Origin of the sequence: Rhizobium cerradonense, assembly GCF_030182455.1 — a bacterium.
GTDB lineage: Bacteria > Pseudomonadota > Alphaproteobacteria > Rhizobiales > Rhizobiaceae > Rhizobium.
Genome location: NZ_JAQJCK010000012.1, coordinates 15232 through 31740 on the forward strand (window position 1 = coordinate 15232; position 16509 = coordinate 31740).

Sequence of the window (16509 nt, forward strand, 5' to 3'; positions counted from 1 at the left end):
TGCATTGCAGCGTCTTTAGTTCAAAGCCTCGGCAAAGAGGTTCAACAGGCGCTTCCAATGCCGTTCGGCGCCGGTCTCGTCGTGGACACCGTGGTCCGGCACCGTCCAGCCATGGGCCATGCCGACATAGTTCTCGATCATATGGTCGACCCCGCCTATGCGGAGCGCTTCGGCGAGGCGGGCGGATTGCTCCGGCGGGAAGCTGTTGTCGACGCCAGCAACGCCGATATAGACGCGGGCCTTGATGTCGGCGGCCAGACGATGCGGGCTGTCTTCCGCGTCGCTGGCAAGATTGCCGCCGTGGAAGGTGGCGGCGGCGGCGATGCGGTTAGAATAGGCGGCCGCTGCGGTCAGCGCACGGGCGCCGCCCATGCAATAGCCGACGGTGCCGACCGGTCCGGTGGCGCCGGCTGCCATCAACGCATCGAGAAAGGCGGCGCTGTCGCGCTTGGTCATCTCCTGCGTCGTGCCGCGCACCATCCCCATGATTGTTTCGCGCGAGGCCGGATCACCGAAGGACGTGCCGTTGAACGGACCATAGGCGCCGAAACGATAGAACAGGTCGGGCAGCAGCACGGTATAGCCGGAATCAGCAAGCCTTTGCGCCATGTCGTAAAGCGCTTGGCGCGGGCCCATGGCATCCATGTAGAAAATGACGCCGCGCTCGGCGGAGACGCCGTTGTCGGGGCGGAAGATGGCGGCTTTCGCGACGCCATCGGCAGCGTTGATTTCGATATCCTGTTTCATCATCAAGTTCCTTGCGGTCTGGTTCGAGTGTTCGTTTCCCCGACTGGGGCACTTTGGCAAATGGCCGGAAGGCGCTCAATGACCTTTTCCTTTCAAAGGGATGCGGCAGGCGGATCGGCGATCAACATCTCTTGAGTTCCCGCCTTCGCCGTCGGTGGAATAGAATTCGAAGCGACGGCGTCGATGCGCGGGGCCGATGGAGGATGCGTACCCATGTCTTTTCGCCAGATCGTTCCAAGCCTTGCGCTGGTCTTTTCCCTCGTCTCGACGCTCGCCTTCGCCGCGCCGCCGGAACAGGGCCGCTCTGGCGGCGGCGGTGGCATTCTCTCGCTGTTGCCGCCGGATGCGGTCAGCGATCATGTGCTGAATGCCGATGGCAAAAGCATTCCCTATACGGCGACGGCGGGCACGCTCGATCTCTTCGGCCAGGACGGCGAACGCATCGCGGCGATCTTTTATACCGCCTATGTCGCCAAGAACCGCGACGACGGCAGACCGGTCACCTTCGTCTTCAACGGCGGCCCGGGTGCTGCATCGGCCTTTCTCAGTCTCGGATTGGTCGGACCACGCATTGTTGATTTCGGCCCCAGCGGGCGCGACGGGGCCAACGCCAAGCTCGTCGACAATCCCCATAGCTGGCTGAATTTTACCGATCTCGTCCTGATCGATCCGATCGGCACCGGCTGGAGCCGGACGGTCAAGCCGGATGACGCCAACGAGTTCTACAACATGCGCGGGGATGCCGAGAGCCTTGCCAAGGCCGTTGCGCTTTATGTCGCCCATAATGGGCGCGCTTCCTCGCCGAAATATATTCTCGGCGAAAGCTATGGCGGGCTGCGCGCGGCGAAAGTCGCCACCAGCCTGCGGCAGGATCAGGGCATCCTCATTTCCGGCATCGTCATGCTGTCTCCGCTGATCGAAGGGCGGCTCGTCTTTGGAGCGAATGATCTTGCGCTTGGCGCGGCACTCGAATTGCCGTCGCTAGCCGCTGCCGAGTTGGAGCGGAAAAATGCCTTCAACGAGCAGGGGGTAGCGGACGCCGAAAAATTCGCGTTGAACGAATATCTGCCGACCCTCGCAGGCAAGCCCCCGACCGGCGACGCCGGCCACGCTTTCTACGAGCGCGTTGCCAAGCTGACCGGCATTCCCGAAGATGTGGTGGCCAAGAACCAGGGCTTTCTCGGCGGGGTATATCAGAAACATTCCGATGGTGACGGCGCCGATATCGTCAGTTCCTACGACGCTTCGTTCCTGGCGCCGGACCCCTATCCGGAATCGGAAGCCGGCCACAGCGACGATCCGGTCCTCGACGGTTTCGTGCGCGCCTATGGCGGCGCTTTCTCCAGCTATGCACGCGACGAACTCGGTTTCCGCACGGACATGACCTACAATCTGCTGTCGAGCTCGGTGAATGAGCATTGGAACTGGGGCGACCGCAATGGCGGCTCGCGTCTGCATGCAAGCGGGACAGATGACATCAAGGAGATGCTGACCCTCGTCCCATCTTTCCGGCTCCTGGTGGCGCAGGGCTATAGCGACCTCATCGTGCCCTTCGGCGTCAACAAATATGTGCTCGATCATCTGCCGCCGGCCTTCGCCGACCGCGTGGCGCTGAAGCTCTATCGTGGCGGGCATATGTTCTACACGCGGCCAACGTCGCGCGAACAATTCACCGCAGACGCCAAAGCGTTTTTCACGGCGCAGCCTGCGACGATACCTCCGGCGCAGTCCAATTAGAGCAATTACAGGAAAAGTGCGCAGCGGTTTTCCATCCGGAATTGCGTAAAAACAAAAGACTAGGGCGGTTCAGCGATTTCAGGAAGCGCACAACCGCTCTAGTCATGCTGTAGCTGAAACAGATGTTTGATGCGTGAGGTTAGAGAACCGATCGGCGCGCCGTTGACCAACATGTCGCTGGGGCCGAAGAGATGGCGCTCGGCCTCGATGCGCTTCGACATGATCGCCCCGAGCTCTTCCGCGATGGAGGGCCGGTCGTGCAGCAGAGGCGCCAGGCAATCCTCGTCGATCTCGTAGGTCACCACGAAAGTCAGCGCCCGAATGGTGCCGACTTCGCCGGCCCCCATCAGCAGGCCGCCTTCGCCGAAATAATCGCCGGGAGCGAGCCGCGTCAATTCGATTTGGCGCTGTGCCTCCTTGCGGGTGATGCTTATGACGCCTGAGCGCACAATGGTCAGCGTGCGCAGCCGCGCATCCTGTTCGGCGATGACGGCGTCCTTGTGGTAGGTGCGGCGCTGCATATGCGACGCCAGATGCTCCTTCTCGTCCTCGGTGAGCGACGAGAACAGCGGAATATTGTTGAGCAGCCGCCATGGCGTGCCTGGATGCTGGGCAGCGCTCCCCGTCTCGGCCTGCGTTTCCGACGGCATGGTGACTGCGTCGGGTGGGCCTGCGAGTTTCAGCCCGCCTGCTTTCGAATGGCGATAGATGAGGTCGTTGATCTCATTCTTGGCGGCCGTCATCTGCGATATGTCGCGGATACGGAAATTGAGTTGCAATTCGACCGCCTGTCCATCGATCGCATTGATCATCACGCTGGGCTCGGGCGTCTTCTGGATCGTGTTGCAACTAATCAGCACGTTGCGCATGACGTCGGCGATGACTTTCGGCTGCGTGGTCGGCTGGACGCGGACGGTGATGGTGACGCCGTGGCTTTCGTCCGGGCTCGAGAGATTGGTGATCCGACTTTTGGCAAGGGCGCTGTTCGGGATGACGACGAGGTCGTTGGTGCCGCTCAGCAGATGCGTGGCCCGCCAGTTGGTCTCGACGACACGGCCCTGGACGTCATTGTCGAGCACCACCCAATCGCCAACGGAATAGGGCCTGCCGAGATTGAGCGCGATGCCGGAGAAGACGTCGCTCAGCGTGCTCTGCAGCGCAAGACCGAGAATGATGGCGAAGACGCCGGAAGTTGCGATCAGTGTGCCCACGGGTACGCTGAAGACATCGGCGATCACGGAGAGAGCCGCGCCGAGATAGATGACGCCAACGACTAGGTCCTGCAGCAGCCGGGCTTCGCGCGGCTTGCGCTCGAAGATCAGGAACAGGCGCACGAAAGCGACCAGCACCCAGGCGCCGTTGACCCACCAGACGATCTTGGCGAAGCCGATAAAGATACGAAGCTGCACCGTGTCCTGCGCCTGCGGCGGGGTCGGCTCGTAGGGCACGATGCCGTGATAGAGCAGAAGCGCGGTCAGGCTGATGAAAAACGCGATCTGTCCGATCAGCCTCCCGGCGCGCCGGTGGCGAAGCAGGCAGCGGCTGATGAATGTGCCTATGACCACCAAGATGCAGAACTGGACGATCGGATCGGCGAGGAGCGCAATGGACATGAGAACGACCGCGTTCAGTCTTTCGGATGGGCGGTAAATTGGCATGAACTCAGCCGCAACACCATACGGCTAACCGCGTGCTTTCCTCAACGCATCCGAAATCTCGCTGCGGGCAACGCCGATCAGGCGCTCCATGGCGCTGCGGGCATCGTCCGGGCGGCGCATGCGAATGGCTTCCAGCACCTCCTGGTGCATGGCGATCGCCTGTTCATGCGACGGGCTGGCGCGGTTGGTCAGGCGGAAGCTGGCGAGCAGTGCGGCGCGGATGGCGGTGGCGAATTGCAGATAGACCCAATTGCCGCTGGCGCGGATGATCGCGGTATGAAATTCAAGATCCGCGCGGCTCCAGGCCTCGTTGTCGCGGGCATTGGCCTCCACCATCTCCTCGAAAGCTTTCGATATGCGGAAGAGATGGTGAGCATTGGCGTTGGCGGCGGCCTGCGCAGCGGCGGCCGGTTCCAGCAATTGACGGGCCTCGATCAGCGAGGCGTGAAAACGGTCGTCATTGCCGAGCCGCAAGGTGGCGTCGAGCACGAGCGGATCGAGATAGTTCCAGTTCTCCCGCGGAAGCACGGTGGTGCCGGCTCGCGTGCGCGAACGGATCATGCCGAGGGCGGCTAGATATTGCATGGCTTCGCGCAGGCTGGTGCGGCTGACGCCGAATTGCTCGGTCAGTTCCGCTTCGTTCGGCAGCGTGGACCCTTCGGCCATTTCGCCGGAGATGATCCTGTCGATGAAGCTTTGCAGCAGCGCTTCGCGCACGCCGCGCTTGCCGCCCTCCGAAAGCCCGGGCATAGCCGCGGTCAATTTGCGCCCCGTCTTGCCGCTGCCGGCACCGTCTCTCCGATTGTTCCCCATTCTGCGCCTCCCGCAATCACCGAGCGCGGCCATCCCAAGCAGACTGTATATAAATCCTACCAATGTTGACAATAAATATGATGAAATCTACCGTCCATGCCGGGTTCATCGATGCACGCGGGGGACAAAGGCTGCAGATGACGGTGGTGGAGCTCACGGATAGCGGCTTGACCGCACGGCTTTCCACGCGCGGCGGCATCGTGCTCGGCCTTTGGTGGGAGAGGAACGGTGCGCGTCTGCCTTTGCTGCGTGAAGCGCCTTCGGATGAGGCCGATGCGCGCTCCTCCGGTTGCTATCCGCTCGTTCCCTTCGGCAACAGGGTGAAGGGCAATCGCTTTACCTTCCGGGGTAAGGACTATGTCTTCGAGCCCAATACGCCTTGGGATCCTCATTATCTGCATGGCGAGGGCTGGCAGTCGGAATGGGCTGTTTTAAGCCAAAGCGGCAGCGAGGCGGAAATCGGCTTCTCGCATGCAGGCCATGGTACGCCCTATGCCTATGAGGCGCGGCAGCGTTTCGCCATTCATGACGGATGTTTCGACATGCATCTTCACGTCAGGAACCTTGGACCGGAGGCACTTCCCTTCGGCCTGGGTTGGCATCCCTACTTCCCAATGACATCGGCAACGACGCTGAAGGCGCCGGCGCGGCGGTTCTGGACGGAAGTGGAGGGCTGGCTACCGGGAGAGGCGGCTGATATTCCCGGCGACCTGAATTTCGCGACGGGGCGCGGATTGCCGTATCGCTGGGTCAACAACGGCTTCGAAGGGTGGGATGGCGTGGCGGAGATCGTTTGGCCCGAACACGATACGCGGCTGCATTTGATGGCGGATCAGCAACTTAGGCATTATTTTATTTTCATTTCGGATGCCGGCTTTGATCCGGGTTTTCAGCGCGACTATTTCTGTTTCGAACCGATGTCGCATCTGGCAAACGGGCATAATCTGCCGGACCTCGGCGATCTCACCGTGTTGGAGCCGGGCGAGGCGATGTCCGTGAGCCTGCAGGTACGTCCGGAAGCGATCGCCTAGCGGTTCCCAGTTCGAGGAAGGACACTCATGACCAATCGACTTTCCGGCAAGCGCATCCTGATCACCGGCGCTGCACAGGGCATCGGCCTGGCGATCGCCAAGGCTTGTGCCGCGGAAGGCGCGGGCCTGTTCCTTATCGATATGGATGGCGCATTGCTGGCTCGCGAGGCGGAAGCGCTGAAGGCCGCGGGTGCAGTGCTCGGCCATGCCGCGGCCGACATTACCGATGCCGCGAAGATCGAGGCTGTCGTTGCGCAGGCGAGCAGAGAGATCGGCCGGCTCAATGCGTTGATCAACAATGCCGGCGTGAATGTCTTTGCCGAACCGCTGGCGACGACCGATGCAGAGTGGCAGCGCTGCTTCGACATCAATCTCAAGGGTGCCTGGAATTGCTGCAAGGCGGTGTTGCCCGGCATCATCGCCGAGGGCGGCGGCGCGATCCTCAACATTGCCTCCACCCATGCCTTCACCATTATCCCGCATACTTTTCCCTATCCGCTCGCCAAGCATGCCCTGCTCGGCATGACGAAATCGCTGGGGCTCGAATATGCGGCCAAGGGTGTCCGAGTGAACGCGTTGGCGCCCGGCTACGTCGCGACCCAGAAGGTCATCGACTATTGGAACAGCTTTGCCGATCCCGAATCCGCCAAGGCGGAGACGATGCGGCTGCATCCGGGCGGACGGATCGCAACACCGGAGGAGATTGCGCTCGCCGCCGTCTTCATGATTTCCGACGAGTGTCCCTTCATGAATGCCACCTGCCTGACCATCGACGGTGGCCTCAGCGTGCAGCAGCATCCTTGATTTCGAAACGCTGCGGTGCATAAGGTCGCAGCCGTCTCATCTCCTGGGACAAAGCTTGATATTTAGATGACGATTATCATCTTACATCTGTCATTTCATCTTGCTATCTGCTTCTGAGGGGCGCACCTCCCAACGCCCTGGCATCATCAAGGAATACCCATGACACAGTCTTTTGTGATTAGCGGCGATTTGCTGATCGGCGCGGATTCGACCGGCGACAACAAATCCGTGCGCGCCATCAACCCGGCGACCGGCGCGAACCTGGAGCCAGCCTTCGCAATCGCCAGCGAGGCGGACGTCGCCCGCGCCTGCGAGCTGGCAGGCCGGGCATTCGATACCTATCGTGCTACCAGCCTTGAGGCCCGCGCGACCTTCCTGGAAACGATCGCGACCAATATCATGGAGATCGGCGATGCGCTGATCGAGCGCGCCACCGAAGAAACCGGCCTGCCGGCTGCCCGCCTGCAGGGCGAGCGCGCCCGCACCGTCGGCCAGCTCCGGCTGTTCGCGCAAGTGGTTCGTTCGGGCGAATGGCTCGATCTGCGTGTCGATCCGGCGTTGCCGGAACGCAAGCCGCTGCCGCGTCCGGATCTGCGCCTGCGTCAGATTCCGCTCGGCCCCGTCGCCGTCTTCGGCGCCAGCAATTTCCCGCTCGCCTTCTCGGTTGCCGGTGGTGATACCGCTTCGGCGCTGGCGGCCGGTTGTCCTGTCGTCGTCAAGGGCCATCTTGCCCATCCGGGCACCGGCGAACTGGTTGGTCGCGCCATCCGCGCCGCCGTCGTTGCCTGCGGTCTACCGGAAGGCACCTTCTCGCTCCTGACCGGCGCGAACGAGACCGGCGCGGCACTGGTCCGCCATCCGCATATCAAGGCGGTCGGCTTCACCGGCTCGCGCGGCGGCGGTGTGGCGCTTGGCGCAATCGCGGCGGCTCGGCCCGAGCCGATCCCGGTTTACGCCGAAATGAGCAGCGTCAACCCCGTCTTCCTGTTCCCGGCAGCTCTTGCAGCCCGTGCGGAGGCGATCGGCAATGCGTTCATCGGTTCGCTGACGCTTGGAGCCGGTCAATTCTGCACCAATCCGGGTCTGCTGTTTGCCATTGACGGTCCCGATCTCGATCGCTTCATCGCCACGGCAAGTGCAGCACTCACCGGTTCGGCCCCGGCGCCGATGCTGACGCCTGGCATTCATGCCGCTTTCGACAATGGTGTTGCAGCACTTGCCGGCCATGAGGCCGTGAAGACCGTCGCGCGCGGCGCTCCGGCAGAAGGCGTCAACCGCAGCCCTGGTGCCTTTTTCGAAACGGATGTCGAGCATTTCCTGGCCGACGACCGGCTTGGCCATGAAGTCTTTGGCGCCAGCGGCCTGCTGGTCCGCTGCAAGGACATCGACCAGATGATTGCGATTGCCGAAAAGCTCGAAGGCCAGTTGACCGCGACGCTGCAGGTCGATGCCGACGACTATGCCATCGCCGCCAAGCTGCTGCCGGTGCTGGAGCGCAAAGTCGGGCGCATCCTCGCCAATGGCTGGCCGACCGGCGTCGAAGTCAGCCATGCCATGGTGCATGGCGGCCCATTCCCGGCGACCTCGGATAGCCGCACGACCTCGGTCGGCACGCTCGCCATCCGCCGCTTCCTGCGCCCGGTATCCTATCAGGACCTGCCGGAAGGCTTGTTGCCGGTGGAGCTGCGGAATGAAGGCGTGAAAAGCCTGCCGCACCTGCTGGATGGCGTTCGCGGCGGTAATTGAGTGCTGAGAAGCCCCTCATCCGGCCTCCTGAGTTTTTATCGAAGGGCGGCCACCTTCTCCCCGCTTGCGGGGAGAAGGCTGGGGTGAGGGGCAATCCTCGGACCCAAAACCAGTTGAAACTCAAACCACCGCGTAAACAATCCCGGTGAACGAGCCGGCGTGGTGCAGCAACTCGCGCTCACCCGAACCATCCAGGCTTGCCGAATAGAGATTGCCGCCGATGTCGGTGAAGAACATGCGGTTGTTCGGTAGGTCGAGCGACAGGCCGATGCCTTCGTCCAGGCCTTCGAGGACGACTTCAGATGTGGCGGCGACCTTGTCCATGTTGGCGCGGTTGACGGTATTGCCGCGCGGAAGATTGCCTCGGTCGGTCCAGTAGATAGTGCGCGTAGCGAGATCGAGTTCGAGGTCGATCGGTTCCGGCAGCTTGTCGAGCAAGGTCTCGATATCGCTGCGGCTCGTTGCCGTCTCGCCCTCAGGAATATTGATGCCGGCGCGGAAGATGCGTCCGAGACCGGCATCCGGCGGTCCCTTCTGCGTCCAGTATACCTGCCCGCGCGGCAGGTCGAGGGCGAGGCCGACGCACCAGCGCTCAATATCAGCACTGTCGGCGGGGCCGTCGCCGTTCTGGACAAGGGTTTCGATGTCGGAGCCGTCGATATTGGCGCGCATCACCCGCATGCCCTCGCGGTCGCACCAATAGAGCTTGCCACCCTCGCGATCGATCTGGATCTGCTTCGGCGTTACCAGCGTGCCGCCCGGCGCAATCAGCGTCACGTGATTGCTGCCGTCGAGGTCGATGCGCTCGATCGAGCCGTCATGGGCATTGTAGTCGGTGCCCATTTCCGTCCAGTAGAGCCAGCCGTTTTCGCTGTCGACAAGAACGCCGTCCGGGCTGCGGCCCGGGCGTTGGATGATCAGCTTGAGATCGGTTCCGTCAATGGCGGAGGAGAGAATTCGTCCGTCATTGATATCGAGGAAAAAGAGCCGTTCGGCCTTTCCGGAGGAAGCGGCAGGCGTCCGTGCTTCTGCTTCAGACATGAGAGCATCCTTTCAAAGGGTCGGATCTGCTGATGGTTGCGAGACGATGATGACATTGCTTGATGACAGCATTTTCGTCTGTTTGGGTGCCTGTCGACGATCTGCTGCGGTGCAGCAAAGATCAAGGGCCTAGATGTCGCAGATTGCTGATGATCAGCAGGGGTCGGCTTCTCTCAACGCGATCGGGGCCATATCGAAAGCGGCTGATATCTGCGATTCCCGCCATCGCCCCGGCGTGAGGCCAACGGAATGCGAAAAGACGCGTGTGAGGTGGCTTTGATCCGAAAAACCGCACATCAGCGCGATTTCGGCCAGCGGCATTCCCGTTCGCATCAGTTCCTTGGCGCGATCGACACGGCGCTGCATCACCCAGCGATGCGGCGGGATGCCGGTGCTGCGGGCGAAAGCGCGGGCGAAATGACTGGTGGAGAGGCCGCAGTCGCTGGCAAGCTGGGCCAGAGACACATCCTGATCCAGCCGGGCATTGATCGTGTCGCGGGCGCGGCGCAACTGCCAGGGCGTCAGGCCGCCGATCACGGCGGGTCGCGCCATCTGCATGCGACCGTAGCGCTGGGCGATATGGGCATTGAAGGCCTTGCCGACGTGATCGATGAACAATGCGCTCGTCCGGTCCGGCTGTTCGAGGGCCGGGATCAGGCAGGAAAACAGGTTTTCGATAACGGTGTCGCCGGTGGCAATGCCCGGCGCGAGCGGAAGTTCGACGATGCGCTCGGTGCCGAGCGTGTCGGCGATCTGGTCGAAGGTTCGGCGCGATAGATAGATATTGGTGGTTTCCTCGCGTCGCATCTTACCGGGCGGATCGAGGATCAGGCTGGCGAGCCCGATCGTACCCTGCGGGAAGGGAATGACCGGAACGAAGTATTCGCCGAGCTTCACCCGGTCCAGCGCCGGCTCCTGACGCTGCAAGCCAAGCACGAAACCGGCTTCATCGGCACGGCCGCCAGCCGTCTCGGGACAGTCCAGAGTAATTCCGTTTTTGCATAGCACGGCTTCCAGCGCACACGCTGGCGCGCTCAGCCTGAAATAGTCTTCGGACCCCGCACCATGATGCATCGTTGCTACGCCCCAAGCCTCACAACAGCCGGCCCCTCCGAGACCGATGCCAGTGACGATTACCAATTTTTGGAGCACTATCCTAGATAGTATGGAGCGAAAGCAGCAAATTGAGTCCAGATGTGATGTAAATATACAATTGCTAATATAGCGCCGATGCCAGCGCCTCACGTAAGGGGATGCTGGCACGCTTGGCTTCGTAGTGCGAGGTTTTTCAGTCGCTTAGGCGATCTTGTAGCGGTCTGCCGGTTTGGTACGCGACAGATTGGGCATCATGGCCTGGCGAGCGTTTTCGTAGGCATTCCATTGTGCGATCTCGGGAAGGGCAGGCACGGTCGCAAATTCGCCCTGGTCAAAACCGGCAAGCGCAATCTGCGCACGCCTCTGTCCGTGGAACAGCTTGCCGAAGCCGCGCTTTCCGCTCGGAGACGGGGCAGCCGCCGCAGGCGATCCGGCGGAATGCGCAGCATGTAGCGCTCTAGGATAGGTCAGTATTGGTGATGATGGCGGCAAATGCGGAGCCAATCTCGCCCTTGGCGGGCGAGATTAAATCCGGCGCAAACAGCTCGATCTCTTCTTCGAATCCCTTGAGTGCTCGGCTGCCGATCGAGATGCTCTGTTGATCGCTGAGCTTCTTCGCAAAATCCTGCGACATTAGTAGCGGCTGGCCGCTATCGCTGCATACGCCCTGTATCCTGCTGACGAGATTGACGTCGGGGCCGATGACGGTGAAATCCAGGCGGCGGCCGGAGCCGATATTGCCGTAGCTGACTTCGCCGTAGTGCAGCGCGATGCCGGCTTGCAGGCGGGCATCGGGGAAAGACAGCGTTTCGAGGCGGGCGAGGATGGCTTTGGCGGCGGCGAGCGCGGCATCGCTGGAGCGGGTTGCGTCATAGCCGGGGAAAACGGCGAGAACGGCATCGCCCATGAATTTCAGGACTTCGCCGCCTTCGCGAGCGATTGCCGGCACGACGGCGTCGAAATAGACGTTCAGCAGCTCCATCACGCGTTCGCCGGGCAGGCGGTTGGAAAGCTCGGTAAAGCCGCGCAGATCGCAGAGCATGAGTGCGGCCTCCATGGTCTCGATCTCGCCCTTGCGGATGTGGCCGGCGAGGATGCGCTGCGCCGTCATCGGACCGATATAGATATCGAGCAGGCTGAGCTCAACCTGCCGCAGCGTCCGGAGCTCGCAGGCATTGCGCAGCGACGGCATGATGCGTTCGATCACTTGCCGTTCTGGGGATGTGAAACCGCCCGGACGTTTGGTGGCGAAAGAGGCGGCGCTGACCGGGCCGTCGGCATTGCAGAGCGGAACGATCATCAGTTCGACCAGACCACGGCCGGCGAATGTGTCGAGCTGTTCCCATTGATCGTGATCGTCGCCCCGGCCGGCGATGACGATATCGCGGGTGTTCATGGCCTTCCACAAAGCACTGTGCAGGAATATCTGGGTGATGGCTCCGTGCTCGCGGTCACGGATCTGTACGGGTTCGTTCGGCGACCAGGCGACAGAGCGGCCCATGATTTCCGGATGCAGGGTCATGAGGTGCAAGCTCAGCCGGTCGACCGGAAGGCCGAGGCTTCTCAGGCGGCGGCCAAGGCCGAAGGTCAGGCCGGCCTCATCCAGCGCATGGGCCTCGTCGCTTGAGAGCCATTCGATGAGAGCGAGGATCGCGGCCGGGCTGATGGTGCCCCGCTCGGAGACGGGATGTTCGATATCGAGAAGATCAGACAATGAAGGTACTGACTGGCGGGTTTTGACGGTGGTCATGATCGTGTCTCCTGAGGCGAGGGAGGGGGTGCTCCGTCTTTTTGTTTTTTCGCAATTCCGGACGGAAAACCGCTGCGCACTTTTCCTGGAATTGCTCTAGTGAGCGCCACCGCCTTCGATATGGCCGGGTTTCTTGAGTAAAAGGCTGGCGATGAGCGCAGCGACGAGCGCGATGCCGAGCAGGTAGAAGGTGTCGCTGTAGGCCATGATATTGGCCTGTTGCCGCAGGCGCAGCGCGACGGCGACGATGGCCTTGTGCTGGGCGGTGGCAACATCGGAGACGCCGTGATTCATGAAATAGGCGGTCAGTCGTGCGATGCGGGCGCGGGTGGCTTCGTCGAAAACCGTGACCGAGTCCGTCAGGATGTTCGAATGGAACTGTTCACGCTTCTGGGCGAAGGTCTGCAGCATGGCAATGCCGACGGCGCCGCCGAGATTGCGCATCATGTTGAAGAGCGAAGAGGCGGAACCGGCATTTTCCTTTTCGATGCCCGAGGTGGCGATGGCCGACAGCGGCGTGAAGACGAGGGCCTGGCCGATGGCGCGGACGATGTTCGGCCAGAAAAGCTGGTCGCTGGCATAGTCCGCGGTCATGTAGATGTTCATGAAGTTCGAGGTGGCGAAGAGGGCGAAGCCGACGACGATCATGATGCGCAGGTCGATACGCTTCATCAGGCGCGGGACCAGCGGGATCAAGAGGAGCTGCGGGATACCGGTCCAGGCGAGAACCATGCCGATCTGCTCGGAATTGTAGCCCTGGATGCGGGTCAGATAGATCGGCAGGATGAAGACCGAGCCATAAAGCGCGATGCCGAGCAGGAAGTTGGCGACGATGCCGAAGCCGAAGTTGCGGCGTACCAGCAGGCGCAGGTTGAGGAGCGGATGGGCGGCGCGCAGTTCGATGATCAGGAAAAGGGTCAGCGAAACTGCGGCGATGACAGACAGGCGGACGATGAAGGGCGAGCCGAACCAATCATCCTTGTTGCCTTCTTCCAATACGGTCTGCAGCGAAGCGAGGCCGATCGCCATGGTGACGATGCCGGGCCAGTCGCCCTTGGCGAGCAGGCCGAGGTTCATCGGTGCACGGTCGAGCGAAGCCCAGAGCATGCCGACCATGATCGCGCCGGGGACGAGGTTGACGTAAAAGATATACTCCCAGCCCCAGTTTTCGGTGAGATAGCCGCCGATGGTCGGGCCGATGGCCGGAGCGAAGGTGGCCGACAGCGCGAAGAGGGCAAGGCCGATCGGCTGCTTGGCCTTGGGCAAAAGGGTGATGATGATGGTGAAGGCCATCGGGATCAGCACGCCGCCGGAGAAGCCCTGAATGGCGCGCAGGATGATCATCTGCTGCAAATTGGCGGCGAAGGCGCAGGCAACTGAAAAGACAAGGAACAGGACGGCGTTGACCAGCAGATAGGTGCGCACCGAGAAGACGCGGGCGAGCCAGCCAGTCAGGGGGATGACGACGATCTCGGCGATCAGGTAGGACGTCGAAATCCAACCGCCGTCGTCCGTGCCGGCGCCGATCGCTCCCTGGATGTCGGCGAGCGAAGCGTTGACGATCTGGATGTTCAGCACCGCCATGAAGGCGCCGAGCGTGGAGCCGATGACGGCGGTCCACATCTTCAGCGGGCTCATGGTGGCAGCACCGCCTGCTGTGGGGACGGGCTTTGCGGAGGAATTGCTGTTTGTGGCGATCTGAAGCGTAGCCATGACGTTTCTCCTCTGGCTCTTTGAGAGAGACAGTCTCACGGGGAGGTCCGAGTGATAATCGAGGAAGGAAGGGAAGGATCATCCAGTCTGGTTGGATAATCCCTCGCCTCAGTGCCGGCTCTGTACGGCCGCCTTGGTGTCGATCTCGGGTTCGACCGACATGCCGGAGCGCAGCAGGCCGGCAAGGCTTGCATCGTCGAGCGTAATCTTCACGGGAATGCGCTGGACGATCTTGGTGAAGTTGCCGGTCGCGTTGTCCGGAGGCAGCAGCGAGAATTCGAGGCCGCTTGCCGGCGATACGCTGTCTACATGGCCCTTAATGGCGGCATCCGGGAAGCTGTCGACCTTGATGTCGACCGGCTGGCCGGGGCGGACGTAGGTCAGTTGCGTTTCCTTGAAATTGGCGACCACATAGACCGCGTTGAGCGGCACGACCGCCATCAACTGCGTGCCCGCGGTGACGAACTGACCGACACGCAGCGTGCGGGCGCCGACGGTGCCGTCCACGGGAGCGACGATCTCGGTATAGGAAAGATTGAGCTCGGCCTGATGGGCGGCTGCGGCGCTTCGATCGCGCTGGGCGACGGCCTGATCATGCTGGGTCTGAAGCACCGCAATCTTCTTCTGCTCGGCGACGAGGGCGGCCTGGTCGCGCTGAAGGTTGGCTGCGGCCTGGTCTCGGGCAGACTGGCTCTGCTCGGCGCGCTGGGTCGTACCCGCGCCGTTGCGGATCAGGTTTTGCGAGCGCTGGGCATCGGCTTCGGCGAAGGTCAATGAAGCCTGGGAGGCAACGATGGTAGCCTTGGCCTGGTCGATGACGGATTGCTGCAGGGCGATCTGCGCGTCGAGATTGGTGATGGCGGCCCCGGCGGCCTTGACGTCGGCCTGAGCCTGGGTCAGCGCTGCGCGATAGTCGCGGTTGTCGACGCGCGCCAGCACCTGGCCGGCCTTGACGTGATCGTTGTCGTTGACCAGCACCTCGGCGATATACCCGGAAATCTTCGGAGCGATGGTGGTGTAGTCGGCCTTCACATAGGCGTCGTCGGTCGATTCGATGAAGCGGCCCGTCGTCCAGTAATGATAGCCATAGTCGCCGGTGAAGGCGGCGCCGGCCAGCAATGCGGCGGCGATGATCGTGCGCTTGACTATCTTGCCGCCCGATTTGGACTTCGGAGTTTCAGCTGCGGGAGTTCCAGTGGCCGGCGCCTCGGCGACGGCGGGGGTTTTGACATCTGCTTCCAGGACGGTCTGGAACTGCTCCTTGCGAGGCAACTCAACCATTGTTTCTCTCCATGATCTCGACCTCTGTGCGAAGGCCGGTGTTTCGATGGCTGGAGAATGCGCCCTGACGTGTCGCGTGATAATGTGCTTAAATCGGGAAGGATCATCAACTCAGAGCGGATAATCGAGGGTCGATATGGACAGGCTGACGAGCCTCCAGGTGTTTGGTCGCGTGGTGGAATGCGGTGGGTTTTCGGCAGCCGCGCGACGCCTCAACATGTCGGTCACCATGGTCGGCAACCATATACAATCATTGGAGGATCGGCTCGGCGTCCGGCTGCTGAACCGCACGACGCGCAAAGTCAGTCTCACCGAAACCGGCAAGCTCTATTACGAGCGGTCGAGCCAGATTCTCGCCGATCTGGAGGAGGCCGACAGTGCTGCGGGTGCCGCAACCTCGACGCCGCGCGGCACGCTGAAACTCTATACCAGCACGCATATTACCCGCTTCTTGTCGCCCGTCATCAACGAGTATCTGAGCCTGTACCCTTCCGTGACGGTCGACCTGAGCATCGGCGAGCGGATGATCGACCTGATCGAGGAGGGCTATGACCTTGCCATCCGCACGACGATGCCGCCCGATTCCAGCCTGGTGGCACGGCGATTGACGCCCTGGCGGCATGTGCTGGTCTGCTCACCGGATTATCCCCGGACGCATCCCGCCGTGACGGAACCCGCCGATCTCGCGAGCCACAATTGCCTGCGCTACTCCTATTACCCCTATGGCGACGACTGGCGTTTTTTCACCGAGACCGAGAAACAGGTTGATGTGAAGGTCGGCGGCAATATCGTGACCACCAGTGCCGAGACCCTGCGCTATATGGCGCTGAACGGACAGGGGGTATTCCTGGCACCCAGCTTTCTCATCATGGACGATCTGGCCTCCGGCGCGCTGGTGCGGATGCTGCCGGACTACAAGCCGGCGGAATTCTCAATCAACGCCATCTATCCAAACCGCACTTACCTGCCGACAAAAACGCGGATCTTCATCGATCTCGTCGCGGAGCGCTTTGTCGAACATCGGAAATGGATGAGCTGAGGGAGATAAAAATCCTTCAAATAACTGTCACGGACCTCGGATAATAGCCGGCTA

At 61.8% G+C, this 16509-nt stretch carries 13 protein-coding genes and 1 pseudogene; 5 read left to right on the forward strand and 9 right to left on the reverse strand.

Annotation, left to right across the window (positions count from 1 at the left end):
• Positions 1–15 precede the first annotated feature (15 nt).
• On the reverse strand, positions 16–747 hold the full coding sequence (locus PH547_RS23250) for a dienelactone hydrolase family protein (protein WP_104824441.1): 732 nt from the start codon (positions 745–747) through the stop codon (positions 16–18).
• A gap of 213 nt (positions 748–960) precedes the next feature.
• Here PH547_RS23250 and PH547_RS23255 point away from each other — a divergent pair, with 213 nt between their 5' ends.
• Positions 961–2484 carry a S10 family peptidase gene (locus PH547_RS23255; protein ID WP_104824440.1) on the forward strand — a complete coding sequence of 508 codons (1524 nt, stop codon included), beginning with the start codon at positions 961–963 and terminating at the stop codon, positions 2482–2484.
• Positions 2485–2582: 98 nt separating this feature from the next.
• On the opposite strand, the gene PH547_RS23260 is transcribed toward PH547_RS23255, so the two are convergent.
• Together PH547_RS23260 and PH547_RS23265 are read right to left on the reverse strand one after the other, a co-directional pair.
• Positions 2583–4097 (reverse strand): mechanosensitive ion channel family protein, encoded by a 1515-nt coding sequence (locus PH547_RS23260; RefSeq protein ID WP_285169561.1) that lies wholly within the window; start codon positions 4095–4097, stop codon positions 2583–2585.
• Between the two features lie 69 nt (positions 4098–4166).
• Complete coding sequence (locus tag PH547_RS23265) at positions 4167–4892, reverse strand: FadR/GntR family transcriptional regulator (protein ID WP_104825227.1); 726 nt, start codon at positions 4890–4892, stop codon at positions 4167–4169.
• 140 nt (positions 4893–5032) lie between these two features.
• Here PH547_RS23265 and PH547_RS23270 point away from each other — a divergent pair, with 140 nt between their 5' ends.
• The 3 genes from PH547_RS23270 (at position 5033) to PH547_RS23280 (ending at position 8536) form a co-directional block, all read left to right on the forward strand.
• Entirely contained in the window at positions 5033–5986 is a 954-nt protein-coding gene (locus tag PH547_RS23270; protein WP_348632695.1) for an aldose 1-epimerase, read from the forward strand.
• A gap of 27 nt (positions 5987–6013) precedes the next feature.
• Positions 6014–6790, forward strand: a complete 777-nt coding sequence (locus PH547_RS23275; RefSeq protein ID WP_285169562.1) for an SDR family oxidoreductase — start codon at positions 6014–6016, stop codon at positions 6788–6790.
• Positions 6791–6949: 159 nt separating this feature from the next.
• On the forward strand, positions 6950–8536 hold the full coding sequence (locus PH547_RS23280) for an aldehyde dehydrogenase (NADP(+)) (RefSeq protein ID WP_104824437.1): 1587 nt from the start codon (positions 6950–6952) through the stop codon (positions 8534–8536).
• A 120-nt stretch (positions 8537–8656) separates the two neighbouring features.
• Here PH547_RS23280 and PH547_RS23285 read toward each other — a convergent pair whose 3' ends face one another.
• The 6 genes and pseudogenes from PH547_RS23285 to PH547_RS23310 all read right to left on the reverse strand — a co-directional run bounded on the left by PH547_RS23285 (position 8657) and on the right by PH547_RS23310 (position 15416).
• Complete coding sequence (locus PH547_RS23285; RefSeq protein ID WP_104824436.1) at positions 8657–9577, reverse strand: SMP-30/gluconolactonase/LRE family protein; 921 nt, start codon at positions 9575–9577, stop codon at positions 8657–8659.
• Between the two features lie 153 nt (positions 9578–9730).
• Positions 9731–10585 (reverse strand): helix-turn-helix domain-containing protein, encoded by an 855-nt coding sequence (locus PH547_RS23290; RefSeq protein ID WP_245463900.1) that lies wholly within the window; start codon positions 10583–10585, stop codon positions 9731–9733.
• Positions 10586–10873: 288 nt separating this feature from the next.
• Positions 10874–11020: pseudogene (locus PH547_RS23295) on the reverse strand (SDR family NAD(P)-dependent oxidoreductase); the annotation flags it as partial.
• 109 nt (positions 11021–11129) lie between these two features.
• The gene (locus PH547_RS23300) at positions 11130–12422 is read right to left on the reverse strand and encodes an adenylate/guanylate cyclase domain-containing protein (RefSeq protein WP_285169563.1); all 1293 of its coding nucleotides are present in this window, start codon (positions 12420–12422) and stop codon (positions 11130–11132) included.
• Between the two features lie 96 nt (positions 12423–12518).
• The gene (locus PH547_RS23305) at positions 12519–14135 is read right to left on the reverse strand and encodes an MDR family MFS transporter (protein WP_104824433.1); all 1617 of its coding nucleotides are present in this window, start codon (positions 14133–14135) and stop codon (positions 12519–12521) included.
• Between the two features lie 108 nt (positions 14136–14243).
• The gene (locus tag PH547_RS23310) at positions 14244–15416 is read right to left on the reverse strand and encodes an HlyD family secretion protein (protein ID WP_285169564.1); all 1173 of its coding nucleotides are present in this window, start codon (positions 15414–15416) and stop codon (positions 14244–14246) included.
• Between the two features lie 136 nt (positions 15417–15552).
• On the opposite strand from PH547_RS23310, the gene PH547_RS23315 reads away from it, so the two are divergent.
• Complete coding sequence (locus PH547_RS23315) at positions 15553–16455, forward strand: LysR family transcriptional regulator (RefSeq protein ID WP_285169565.1); 903 nt, start codon at positions 15553–15555, stop codon at positions 16453–16455.
• Positions 16456–16509 lie beyond the last annotated feature (54 nt).